At 40.9% G+C, this 12,509-nt stretch carries 12 protein-coding genes and 1 tRNA gene; 8 read left to right on the top strand and 5 right to left on the bottom strand.

The annotated features are described in order from the left end of the window. Nucleotides 1-92 precede the first annotated feature (92 nt). Nucleotides 93-776: a hypothetical protein gene (locus tag AAGR14_RS04770; RefSeq protein WP_342647457.1), complete on the top strand. Its 684-nt coding sequence runs from the start codon at nucleotides 93-95 to the stop codon at nucleotides 774-776. Here AAGR14_RS04770 and AAGR14_RS04765 read toward each other — a convergent pair. Next, a complete protein-coding gene (locus tag AAGR14_RS04765) occupies nucleotides 773-2,296 on the bottom strand; it encodes a GH3 auxin-responsive promoter family protein (protein WP_342647456.1) in 1,524 nt (507 codons plus the stop codon). The two genes, AAGR14_RS04770 and AAGR14_RS04765, sit on opposite strands and share 4 nt — an antisense overlap. 168 nt (nucleotides 2,297-2,464) lie before the next feature. Between AAGR14_RS04765 and coaD the strand changes: the two genes are divergently transcribed. Then, nucleotides 2,465-2,956, top strand: coding sequence for a pantetheine-phosphate adenylyltransferase (coaD, locus tag AAGR14_RS04760; RefSeq protein WP_342647455.1), 492 nt, complete (start codon nucleotides 2,465-2,467; stop codon nucleotides 2,954-2,956). Here coaD and AAGR14_RS04755 read toward each other — a convergent pair. Beyond that, nucleotides 2,895-3,536 carry an NUDIX domain-containing protein gene (locus AAGR14_RS04755; protein ID WP_342647454.1) on the bottom strand — a complete coding sequence of 214 codons (642 nt, stop codon included), beginning with the start codon at nucleotides 3,534-3,536 and terminating at the stop codon, nucleotides 2,895-2,897. The genes coaD and AAGR14_RS04755 overlap by 62 nt on opposite strands. On the opposite strand from AAGR14_RS04755, the gene pyrE reads away from it, so the two are divergent. From pyrE to AAGR14_RS04730, 5 genes are all read left to right on the top strand, one after another. Continuing rightward, the gene (gene pyrE, locus AAGR14_RS04750) at nucleotides 3,535-4,176 is read left to right on the top strand and encodes an orotate phosphoribosyltransferase (RefSeq protein ID WP_342647453.1); all 642 of its coding nucleotides are present in this window, start codon (nucleotides 3,535-3,537) and stop codon (nucleotides 4,174-4,176) included. The two genes, AAGR14_RS04755 and pyrE, sit on opposite strands and share 2 nt — an antisense overlap. A gap of 449 nt (nucleotides 4,177-4,625) precedes the next feature. Further along, nucleotides 4,626-6,254, top strand: a complete 1,629-nt coding sequence (locus AAGR14_RS04745; protein WP_342647452.1) for an ATP-binding cassette domain-containing protein — start codon at nucleotides 4,626-4,628, stop codon at nucleotides 6,252-6,254. A 53-nt stretch (nucleotides 6,255-6,307) separates the two neighbouring features. Beyond that, nucleotides 6,308-6,380, top strand: a tRNA-Lys gene (locus AAGR14_RS04740). A 108-nt stretch (nucleotides 6,381-6,488) separates the two neighbouring features. Then, nucleotides 6,489-7,343: a hypothetical protein gene (locus tag AAGR14_RS04735; RefSeq protein WP_342647451.1), complete on the top strand. Its 855-nt coding sequence runs from the start codon at nucleotides 6,489-6,491 to the stop codon at nucleotides 7,341-7,343. A 298-nt stretch (nucleotides 7,344-7,641) separates the two neighbouring features. Next, complete coding sequence (locus tag AAGR14_RS04730) at nucleotides 7,642-8,064, top strand: ester cyclase (RefSeq protein WP_342647450.1); 423 nt, start codon at nucleotides 7,642-7,644, stop codon at nucleotides 8,062-8,064. 863 nt (nucleotides 8,065-8,927) lie between these two features. On the opposite strand, the gene AAGR14_RS04725 is transcribed toward AAGR14_RS04730, so the two are convergent. From AAGR14_RS04725 to AAGR14_RS04715, 3 genes are all read right to left on the bottom strand, one after another. Further along, entirely contained in the window at nucleotides 8,928-10,646 is a 1,719-nt protein-coding gene (locus AAGR14_RS04725) for a S41 family peptidase (protein WP_342647449.1), read from the bottom strand. Nucleotides 10,647-10,715: 69 nt separating this feature from the next. Beyond that, a complete protein-coding gene (locus AAGR14_RS04720) occupies nucleotides 10,716-10,922 on the bottom strand; it encodes a helix-turn-helix transcriptional regulator (RefSeq protein ID WP_342647448.1) in 207 nt (68 codons plus the stop codon). A gap of 3 nt (nucleotides 10,923-10,925) precedes the next feature. Next, nucleotides 10,926-11,510, bottom strand: coding sequence for a hypothetical protein (locus tag AAGR14_RS04715; RefSeq protein WP_342647447.1), 585 nt, complete (start codon nucleotides 11,508-11,510; stop codon nucleotides 10,926-10,928). A gap of 431 nt (nucleotides 11,511-11,941) precedes the next feature. Between AAGR14_RS04715 and AAGR14_RS04710 the strand changes: the two genes are divergently transcribed. Beyond that, complete coding sequence (locus AAGR14_RS04710) at nucleotides 11,942-12,502, top strand: Crp/Fnr family transcriptional regulator (RefSeq protein ID WP_342647446.1); 561 nt, start codon at nucleotides 11,942-11,944, stop codon at nucleotides 12,500-12,502. The last annotated feature ends 7 nt before the right edge of the window (nucleotides 12,503-12,509 follow it).

The raw sequence follows: 12,509 nt of genomic DNA, 5'->3' as shown, positions 1-12,509 counted from the left end.
TTACCGCAGTTATATAGTTTAACCAACAGCGCCGAAATTGAGAATAAAATTTGTTTTAATTAACTATTAAAGCACAAATGCGTTATCAGATTATGCTCAGGAAATACTGGTTTATTATTGCAGCAATTATTGTACTGGTTACCGCCTTTGTTAGTGCATTGGTTTATTTTTCACCGAAACCGGCTGCCATAGCCGGCATGAACCCGCTAAACGTACTCTACCAGCATAAAACTATACCGGTAGTGGTTGAGAAAGAAATTAAAGCTGCGCTGAGCCACTATCCCGATTTAAAAAACACAGCGATTGATTTTGTACTCGACCCACACACCAGCAAATCCATCATGCTTTCGCAACCGGTGATATCGAGCTTTTTCAGGGGGCAGCAAAACCGCAGTTACGTAGTCAAAATTAACCCACGGTTTGCCACTACACACAACTCTATGCCTATACAAAACGTACCGCAAGACATATTGATTGGCTGGTTTGGGCATGAATTAGGCCATATAAAAGATTACACCACCCGAGGCAATGCTAACATGGCCTTATTTGGGCTAAAATATGTATGCTCGGATAAGTTTTTGATGCAGGCCGAGCAAAATGCCGACACTTATGCGGTAAACCATGGCCTGGGTGATTACATTATTAAAACGAAAAATTTCATCCTTCATAATTCTGATATTCCGCCCGAATACAAAGCACGTATACGCCGGCTATATCCCTCTCCGCAGCAGATTGTTGATTTGGTAGAAAGAATGAAGCACCCGCATCAGCATTAATGCTGATGCGCTTTAACGAAGGCTTCCCATTCTAAAAACTGTTCTTCTTTCATTACCCGGGGTATTTTTACCTGCCCACCCAGTTTTTTATTTTCTTCGCTCCATTGGTGAAACACCTCTACCGGCAAGGTATGCACTTCTACGTCTTTTAATGCCCGTGTGCGTGCCACTGCATAGTTTTTGTTATTGTCTTTTAAATGCTGGTCTATGTCTTTGGCCAGCGCACTGTTGTCTAATTCCTGATCGGTGCTGATATACCAGCGATCTATCAGTTCATCCCCGCGGTGTATGGTAGCTACAATAAACTCCTGCATGGCTGCATTATATTTTTCTGCCATCACTTCGATAGCCTTATTCATTTGCAGTACCGAAAGCTGGGAACCTGCTACGTTTAAAAACTGTTTGGTACGGCCCGTAATTTTAATTTCGCACCGGCTTACATCGGTAAAAGTAACTGTATCGCCAATTACATAACGCCAGGCACCTGATACGGTGGAGATCAACAGTACATATTCTTTTCCTTCTTCAACATCGGCCAGCGTGACGATTTCAGCGTCAGAAACTATACCGCCTTCAGAAGTGATATTTTTTTCCTCAAAGGACACAAATTCGAAATAAATTCCATTATCTACCACTAAGGCCATGGCCGAAGTATCCGGCCGTTTTTGCATAGCCAAAAAACCCTCTGAAGCCAGGTAGGTATCAATGTAAACGAGCGGGTGAGCCAGCAGTTTTTCAAAGCTACGGCGATACGGATCAAACGCTACGCCACCCGTGGTATACACCGCCAGGTTAGGCCACAGCTCATGAATGTTTTTGAGGTTATGCTGTTTGATGATTTCTTTTAGCATGAGCTCTATCCAAGCCGGTATGCCCGATAAGCTACCGATGTCCCAATTAGGCGCCTGCCGTGCTATCTCTTTAACTTTCTCGTCAAAATCACTAATACTGGCAATATCTTTTCCGGGTTTGTAGTAGCCTTTAAACCAAAATGGGATGTTACTGGCACTTATACCGCTAATTTCGCCGGCCAAGTGGCCTTTAATATCTTTGAGATTTGTGCTGCTGCCCAGCATCAATATCTGTTTTTCAAAAAACTCGGCAGGCAAATCAAAATTGGCCAGCGCAGCCACCTGTTGCATACCCGACCGGCGGATAGCGGTCAGCATATCGTTAGTAACAGGTATGGTTTTACTATGGCTGGTAGTGCCGCTGCTTAAGGCCAGGTAATGCGTTTCGCCGGGCCAGGTTACGTCATTTTCTCCATCAACTACCCGCTGCCACCATTGCCTGGCCAAGCTATCATAATCAAATACAGGCACCGCCTCAGCAAATGCCTTGGCCATATTGGTGCTGTTTAAAATACGCTCAAATTGATAATGCCTGCCAAACGCTGTATTTTGGGCCTCAGTAAGTAACTGGTTTAAAACCTGTTGCTGAGCTGATACAGGTTCGGGGTTTTTAACAAATTTATCAGTAAAGTCAATTGCAGATTTGATGAGTTCGCCGATAATAGCCATAAGTTTTCGGTAAGTGTTTACCTTTAACAGGTATGCGCAAAAATTGATTTATAATTAAATGCAATTATTGTCACGATAATTTACCGAGTGGCACAACGATGCAGGCACAATTATTAAAGACAAATATGTTGCAAAAATATACCTTTGTATAAAGCTATTGCGCCATCTATGAAAATTGCCCTGTTCCCCGGCTCTTTTGATCCTATTACCAAAGCCCACGTGGATATTGTAAAACGCTCGGTAACTTTGTTCGACAAGCTTTACATAGGCATCGGTGTAAATAGCTCCAAACAAAGTTTTTTGAGTATTGAACAGCGCCAGCAAATGCTAAGGGCGGTATTTGAGTCGGAGCCCAAAATACATATTATTGCTTACGAAGGTCTAACGGTAGATTTCTGTAAAAGCATCAATGCTAATTACATGATACGGGGTATACGTACTGTGTCGGATTTTGAATATGAAAAAGCCATAGCGCAGATGAACCATGCCCTGGCGCCCGACATTGAGAGTATTTTTATTGTAAGTAAACCAGGATACTCCTCCATTAGTTCAACCATTGTGCGCGAAGTGTTACGGCACAATGGCGATGTGAGTCAGTTTATTCCGAAAGAGGCGCTGGAATATCTTCAAGCAAATCACGTTTCAGCAAAACGTCCATAATAGAGGGGAATGTATTATCGGTTACCATATTAATTTCCCTTTTATTTAACCAGCGCACTTCGGTAATTCCTTCTTCTATTTGCGGCTTAAGCTTCTCCTTACCTTTATATTTCATTTTATACCAATGCGTCTTCTTCAATACCACCTCGCCTTTTAACGTATACACGTGGTAAGTATTCACAATTTTTTTACCGCACTCACCAATCGAAATTCCGCACTCTTCTTCTACCTCACGCACGGCACCTGCACGTGGCTTTTCACCTTTTTCAAGCTTACCTTTAGGAATATCCCACTTACCATTTCTAAATATAAATAAGTAATCACCTTTTCCATTTTTTACCAGTCCACCAGCCGCTTCAATAAGCGTTACGCTTTTAATTACTTGTTTTAAAAACGCTTTGGCATTGTCACACAGCACATAATAGTAAGACCTGTCATTATTATTTACCACTTTAGGGTATAAAGTTTTTAAATCAAAAGATTGCTGCTCAAGCGGTTCGTATTTTTCGGGATGTTTGGGAACCGACTCCGTAATCAAAATAACCTTTTGGTTGATATAAATTCTGTATTTTTGTGCCATGTTTAATAATAATGAGATTGAACAGCAGGTGGCTGAATTTCTGTTGCAAATTAAAGCAATTAAATTACAACCCAATAATCCATTTACATGGGCCTCGGGTTGGAAATCGCCTATATACTGCGACAATCGCGTAACACTATCTTATCCATCTATCCGTACCTACATCCGTCAAAAATTAAGCCTGATTATTCAGGAAGAATTCGGCTCGGTGAGCTGTATTGCCGGGGTAGCTACAGCTGGCATTCCGCAAGGTGCGCTGGTTGCCCAAGAGTTAGGTTTACCCTTTGTATACGTACGTGCTAAACCTAAAGACCACGGCACCGGCAACCTGATTGAAGGTGAAATTATGCCAGGCAAACGCGTAGCGGTAGTAGAAGATCTGATTTCGACCGGTAAAAGCAGCTTGCAAGCTGTTGAAGCTTTAAGAAGCGCAGGATATGAAGTGGCTGGTTTGGCTGCTATTTTTAGCTACGGATTTGATATAGCCGAAGAAAATTTCAAGAAAGCTAAGTGCCGCTATGTTACTTTATCAAACTACAATGCCATGCTTAAGTTTGCCGAAGAAAAGCAATACATTAACAGCTCAAGCATTGACCTTTTACAACAATGGCGCCGAAACCCTGCTGAATGGGGTCAATAAGAAAATAAAATACCGGACTTAATTAATTAGGCCCGGTATTATTTTATATCAGGAAGACCTGGTAAGTTACCAAATCTGCTACACCAGATATTAATACACCTTTTTTTGTTCTCTGTTGTAATACACTACAATGATATTTACAACTATTAAACTAACAATAACTGCTATCATAATTTGTCCGTTTTAGTACTTTTAAAACGTGTATTATGACGTAATAGTTCGCTAATCGTCGTTGAAACAACACTTTTTAATTTCTTTCAGCAATACTTTATTTTAAATTGAAAGTTAATAAAAATTCCTTTTTCGTCTTATTATTTTCGAATCGAAAAACATTCACCTCTCATCAAAACAGCGTAAAAAATTAGTTTTTCGATTCATAAATACGCTGTTAAATCAAGCATCTACGGCTTATTTAACGTATTTTTGTATAAATTTTCTAAAGGAACGGCATGATTACAGTTTCTAATTTATCCTTACGCTTTGGTAAGCGCATCTTATTCGAAGATGTAAATCTTAAATTTACCCAAGGCAATTGTTATGGCATTATCGGCGCTAACGGTGCCGGGAAATCTACATTTTTAAAAATTCTTTCGGGCGAGATTGACCCTACAACTGGTTCGGTAAGCTTCACTCCCGGCGAGCGTATGGCGGTGCTAAAACAGAACCACTATGAGTTTGATGAGTTTCCGGTGATTGAAACGGTATTGATGGGGCATAAAGAACTTTATGCTACCATGAAAGAAAAAGATGCCATTTACCTGAAAGAGGATTTTACCGATGCTGATGGCGAACGTGCCGGTGAGCTGGAAAACCTTTTTGCAGAAATGGACGGCTGGAATGCTGAAAGCAACGCAGCCACCTTACTGAGCAACTTAGGCATTAAAGAAGATACCCACTATAAACTGCTAAAAGAGCTGGATGGTACGCAAAAAGTACGCGTATTGCTTGCTCAGGCGCTGTTTGGTAAACCCGATATTTTATTACTGGATGAGCCTACCAACGACCTTGACATACATACTATTAGCTGGCTGGAAGACTTTTTAGCGGGCTACGAGGCCATTGTACTGGTAGTATCGCACGATAGGCACTTTTTGGATACGGTATGTACCCACGTGGTAGATATTGACTTTAGTAAGATGACTATTTATACCGGTAACTACACGTTCTGGTATCAGTCGAGCCAGTTGGCTTTAAAACAACGGTCGGACCAGAACAAGAAACTGGAAGAAAAGGTTAAGGAGCTGCAGGAATTCATTAGCCGCTTTAGCGCTAATGCTTCTAAATCTAAACAAGCTACCAGCCGTAAAAAAGCTTTGGATAAAATTAACCTGGATGAAATTAAGCCATCCAACCGTAAGTATCCGGCTATTATGTTTAACCAGCAAAGCCGCGAAGCAGGTGACCAGATTTTACAGATCGAAAATTTAGGCAAAACGCTTAACGGAGAAGTGCTGTTTAGCAACATCAACCTGATGGTTAACAAAGGCGATAAGGTTGCTGTGCTATCACAAAACAGTTTAGCTACCAGCGCTTTTTACGATATTTTAACCGGTCGTGACACCGATTATACCGGCAGCTTTAAATTGGGAGTTACCATTAACCCAGCTGATATACCGATGGACAATGCCGATTACTTTAAAGGGAACGACTTAAATTTGGTAGACTGGCTGCGCCAGTATGCCCCAGGCGATAAAGACGAGCAATTTATCCGCAGCTTTTTAGGCCGTATGCTGTTTTCGGGCGAAGAGGTATTGAAAAAGAGTGCCGTATTATCGGGTGGCGAAAAAATGCGTTGTATGTTTAGCCGGATGATGCTGCAGCAGCCTAATGTGTTGTTGTTTGACGAGCCAACCAACCACCTGGACCTGGAATCAATCACGGCGCTTAATAACGGTATGAAAGATTTTAAAGGCACGATCCTGTTCACCTCGCGTGACCATGAGCTTACTCAAACTGTGGCCACCCGCATTATTGAGCTAACGCCCGCCGGCATGATTGATAAAATGATGAACTACGACGATTACATTAAAAGCGACGCCGTACAAAAGCAACGCGAAGAAATGTACGCCTTAGCTTAAAACATTTTGCAGGGAGTAGCCATTAAAATAAACAGCTACTCCCTACTATACCCGACTCCGTAGCTCAGTTGGTAGAGCAACAGACTCTTAATCTGTGGGTCCTGAGTTCGAGCCTCAGCGGGGTCACTTTTAGGCAAAAGCCTCAATTCGAAAGTTTTGAGGTTTTTTTAATTTTTAAGATTACTCGTTCGTCAAAACTTCCATTTAAATCAAACGATCATTAAACATCGAGATATGTGTATCAGGCTATTGTTAATTTTGATTTGCATAAATACTGCTGTATTAGGCCAGTCACTTAAATTAGAAATTGACAATACTTATAACTTTAAACCAAGTAAACTTTCCAAAGCCGAACAACAAACAAAGTTTCCGGCGATGGATAAACTTTTTAATAAGATTAAAAGTGATACGGCGCAGTATTTACCTCAATTACGAACTGAATTGATTGCTTCTGGCCACAACCCTTATTTTTACTATGATGGTTGTGCCTTTTTACTTTCTTTATCTGATAACATCATTGACAAAGACTTAATCGCCAAAGCCATTGTGAAAGCTGATATAGAAGATTTAAATCCCGAAATGTACACAAGAATGTTAAACCAACTTGCTAATGACGGGGTGGACGTGACTGCTGCAGCTTTAAAAATCTTAAACGATGATAAATTCTCTTTTTTTATTCCACAGCATGCTTTTACTGTTGACCAAGGATTAGCACTGGCCTATATACTGTTGCCACAAAAAAACACACTTTATGTAGATGCTTTGATTTCCGTTTTTAAAACATCAAGTCCGGCTGCCCAAAAATCAATTATTATGACTTTATGGTTTGCGTATAGTTGCAAAGGAGACGGTTCAATAAAAGCGAGCATTGAAGACAAATTGTTAAGTAAAGACGTGAGGAACTTTGCAAAAGACGTTATAAAACATAGCAAATTAGATAAAGAAGAAGCTGACTATGTTAAGCAGCTCAATCAAACCGCATTGTTGAATTTGAGGAAAGATGCATTGAAGCGATTTAGCGATGAAGCTGCGGGAGAATTAGATCTAACGACTAAAGTATTAAGAAGAGATAGCAATTGTTGGCCGTAATAAATCATGTTTATTATCGTGAAATATTGATCTGCAATCAATTTGACTATTCTGCAACTAATTCAAAATTTGTCCAATAAGAACTTGTTGTAGTATCTATCCCGAAACAGGATTAAACTTAAAGATTGATAATTCCGCGTTAACAGTCTTCCGATTGCCGAGTGACCTTTGACCGTTGAAAAAACAACAGTCACATTGTAAGCGGGGCAGTAATGGGATTATCAATTGCTATAGTAAAAAGTAAAAGCAACGCTTTCCAACTGCTATCAAAAAAACAATATTATAAAAACTTAGACCTATGGAAGCACAGACAGAAAAGAACAAAGCCGTTGTACGCCGATTTAATGAAGAAGTAATTGAGGAGGGAAACATAGACAGTTTCAACACATTGATGGATGAGCACTTCATCAATCACTCTGCTCCAACTGGTGCAGACAATGGCCCGGCGGGAATGATAAACACATTCAACAATATTTTGAGACCAGCCATGCCGGATTTAAAAGTGACTATTTATCAGCAGGTTGCAGAAGGAGACTTAGTTACTACGCGGAAGACAATAAGCGGTACCCAAACCGGCGAGTTAATGGGAATTGCTCCGTCGGGTAAAAAGATCAGTATCGATGTCATTGACATCGTAAGAATCAAAAATGGAAAATATGTGGAGCACTGGGGCATCAACACGCTTCCTGTTATATTGGCAGAGTTAAAAAAAAGCCAATAAGAGTTATTCACAGGCAAAAGAAAGCAGAAACTTTCCATCGGCTCATCTAAGCCGATTAATGCACAACATTACTTAATCTTGCCTTGAATAGAAAAGTCTTGCATGGCTGTCTCAGGAAGAAAGCTACTGGACTCGATATCAGACTTTTCGTAACTTTTAGGCGGTAAATCTTTTTCTCCGGGTATATCTTCAACTCGTTAGCCGCTGGAGACTATACAGTGGTAAATACAAAATATTTTAATGTACCATCGGCGAGTGTCATCATCGGTGAGTATCATCATCACTGATATGTTGTATGAAGTGATCAACGGAAGTATATTGTTAATACTAGCCGCAAAACATCACTTTTTCCACTCCTCTGCCATTATTCTGAGCAACCTCTCGTAAGGGATCAGCACTTGTTAATTCCTTACAAAGCAGCCCAAAAAAGACTTGAACTACGAGGTTTCCTAATTTCCCAGTCTATTCAAATCTTTTATAAAGTAGCTCGAGAAATGCCTATTAAGCGTCAACTAAAAAGCTTCTATTTTAACAGAAGCTTTTTAGTTGACGCTTTGCGCTATATTTACTTATTAAATGGCAGTTGCTCTTGCATTGGGAGCACATTAGCCTGAAAGTACATCAGTCTGTTATCCGGTACCCAGCCTTTCACTCATATTGAACGACGGGGTGTATCCATAAGCTGCATAAAGAAACTGTTTCTATTTATACAGCGAATCAGCTTGCCGCACCATCTGGTGATGTAGTGCCGGAATGGCCGATTGGCATAACGCTTTACCTGCTGGCGCGCTACTTCTATTACAATTAGCATGATGATGACATCATATGTCATAGAATCCGATAATGATTCGGATGTGGAAGTTTTAATTGCTTTTTTCAGTCAATATAATCTGTATAGCTTTATCCAGTAATTCGTCCTTCCCCGCACGGAAGCCGGTTAGAGTTGGAGTCACTTTCACCTTCGCTACTATTCCAATTTGCTGCGTTTCCTTACCGTCTGGATAATATACGCCTAAGCCGGTAATTTTAGTTACTATACCGCCTGGTAACTGAAATGGGTAAGTTACATTGCCGTCTGCACCGGCCGTAGTAGAACCCACCACCAATGCGCCTGGCGCTAACTGGTAACCCATCGTTAAAAATTCGCTGGTACTTTGCGTATTTTCATCTACCAGGATAATTACCCTGCCGCGATAGTAATTTGTATTGGTTTCGCCGATGACAAACGGGGGAGCAAACCTGAATAAACCTGGAAAACCTTTAACCGCACTGCTAAACTTGCACATCGGCCCCTTGCCCGAAAGCAAACAGCTTTGCAATAGATTGAATACTGCCCCGGCACCGGTTCTGGGGTATTGCCGGGCATCCAGCACTAAGCCCTTGGCCGCCGGCAGATGCTGCTTAACCCAAGCAACCTGATTATTTGTGAAACGTCCGGGGTTTACATAAAGCACACCATTAGTCAGCATAAAGCAGCTAGAGTCGCGCTGATAAGGGAAATTGTAAACCGGTGCCAGCGTTGCCCGTGCAAACGGGATATTGCTCAGTGTACACTGGCGCACTTTGCCATCCAAGGCGGCTACCTTTAAATGACTTACCGAATCATCGCTTCGTACAAGCAACCTTGCCACCTCACGCAGCACCACCGCCTCATTAGAGGCGGAAACGTAAGGCCTTTGCCTGTGAACAAACGTGCTGACCGGTACGCCATCCACTTCTTTAATCACTTCTCCTACTCTCAATGCCGCCGCCGGCAGTTTCGCATCTATGGAAGTAACAACAGCTTGATTTTCGATAAACTGCACTCTTAGCGGCAGAAACCAACGTCCCTTAAGCATTTCTACCTTTTGAGCAGTTACCGTAGCATGGCTGTCTTTGATTGTTCCAACCATCTTTTGGATGAAGCGAACGTAAGCTGCCTCAGTGTTTGCAGCAAGTGCATCCTGGATAAAAATGGGTAAGCACTTGTTCCAGTTTTGTTTTGCCAGGTACTTATAAGGGTACCAGTACTCAATGATATTCCAGTAGCGGTAAACGGCCAGTAGCCGGTATTGCGGGTCAGGTAAAGCCATCTGTGCATAGGGTTCTTCGTTTACAAAAGATGGAAGCACAATATTGTCTTCTGCCAGATATTTAAGATAATGCTGTTCTGTGGTATCATGATAATGACTTACCTGCGTTAATAAGTCAGCAAGTTGCATTCCTAAGCTTTTTTGGCTAACCCAGGTATAGTCAGGTTTCATTTTAACATCCCTTAAAAGACTGTCAGGAAAGGGCGTTCCTTTAGATACGCGACCTAAGGCTTTTACCAAGTTCAGTAGCACCTGATTGCGCTCTACCTTATTCCTAACAGCCTCATACGATGGCAGCAATTTAATTAGTTCCTGGTCCCAGTTATACTGTCCCTTGGTTACCGCCGGATGGTGATATTTGAGCATGCCCCATACTTTGCACAATAAAACCAAGTCGCTGATATGCTGATCACCTTTACGATCAGCATACAAAGGCTTAGCCAAGGCAGCGCCTGGATATTGAGCTACTTGTGACAGGCAAAGAAAAATGAGGATAAAAATCTTTTTCATGAGGATAGGTTTTAATTAGAAGTTCCACCCTAATGAAAGGGAACTTAGCTATTGAGCAACGACAAACTGTTAATCAGAACGGTATTCTAAAAGATCACCAGGCTGACAGTCCAGTGCCTTACAAATTGCATTCAGCGTCTCAAAGCGTATTGCTTTGGCCTTGCCGGTTTTAAGTATAGATAAATTTGTCAGCGTGATACCTACTTTTTGTTGCAACTCGTTCAGCGACATTTTGCGCCTGGCCATCATGACATCAACATTAACAATGATTGGCATAGCTTAAATAGTTAATCGTGCTTCTTCCTGGTAAACTACGCCCATGCGGTAAATCAGTGAAAAAATCAGAATAAATACGCCTGACTTAAGATAAGTGAGATCACTTGGAAATGATATATAGCGCAGGTCCATTACTTTAGTGAGTTGCCCAACCCTCAAACGCATATAGTAGGCTGCAACCACATTAATTAATCCGTAGCCAATAAAAACCAGCCCCATAAGCCTAATAGCATTAGCAGTTCTGAGGTTAAAAGGATTTTGGCTGCTCACACTCCTACTAACGTAAAGCAAAAGCGCACAGCTTAAAAAGGCAAACAGCGACTGTGGGAAATCCCAATTTTCGGGAGTATGCCTAAATACTATTCTATCTATAATATTGGCCGATTCAAATACGAATGTCCCGCTGTTTAATTGAATACCATCCACTTTCTCCAGCGGTAAGCGCCCTTGTTTCAGGCGTACCTCCGCCCGTAAATGATCAGAGGAGATAACTAAGTACACAGCATTATACAACGTCAGCCCAAATCCTATAACAGATATCCACAAAAGTGTCTTCAGCCCTATCAGCCACCTGTCCAAATTATTCATTATTTTAAACTAAGATTACAAACATATAAAATATATCGATTATCAATAAATTTTTAACGCTTTTAAGAGAATTATAATCCAGCCTTACAAAGAAGTTAAATTTGGTATACACCTAAAAAACGACTTAGCTAAAACAATTAAGTTTTAAACGCAAACATTTTATTCAAGCTTTTACAAAAAATTGCTTAGTATTTGGTGACTTATATTTGTTGGTTAAAAACGTTACATGCACATTTGGCTGATCATCTGATTTTGCATCGATACTGGCCACTAAATCATCCAAAAAGTTCTTGATTTATATATAACACATTAACTTTCAATACTTTGCGAATATTTAATAAAAACGTCTTAAGATTTTATCGACTAACGTTCAGGTTGATAAACACTTTTTAAATTTACTCACCAAGAACTCCTCATTATTAGCCCTCATAATGCATCAACTCAAATCGTTCATTAGTAGTCAGGTTGTAGTAAACGATGATGAGCTGCAGGCCATTGTGTCAAAATTTCGCAGCAAAACGTTATATAAAGGGCAGTTGCTATTGCGTCGGGGTCAGATTGCCAATCAATACTATTTTGTTAACAGCGGCGCATTGCGATTTTTTTTTGAAGAGGAAGTATCACTTACAGCGTGGATTGTGTTGCCCAATGAGTTCTTTGCCGAAATATCCAGCCTAAGTCCGCAACGGCCTACCAGATTTAATATAGAAGCAGTTGACCTTACAGAACTCTGCTATATTGACAAAACTGAAATGGAAATACTTTACAAGCAAATACCCGCCTGGCAAGAATTTGGCCGAAAGCTTTGGGAAGGGATGGCCATACGGATGATTGATGAAATTATTCGCTTTCAGACCCTCAGTGCCGAAGAACGATATCTCGAATTTTTAAAAAAGCCGGGAGTCATGCAACATGTATCTATAAAACAATTAGCTTCTTATTTGGGCATCACACCTAACGCACTGAGCCGCATTCGTAAAAATCTGCCATAGTGTGATT

This window comes from Mucilaginibacter sp. CSA2-8R (assembly GCF_038806765.1).
GTDB lineage: Bacteria > Bacteroidota > Bacteroidia > Sphingobacteriales > Sphingobacteriaceae > Mucilaginibacter.
Note: the sequence above shows the minus strand (reverse complement) of the source record. Positions and strands in the feature narration are given on the sequence as shown.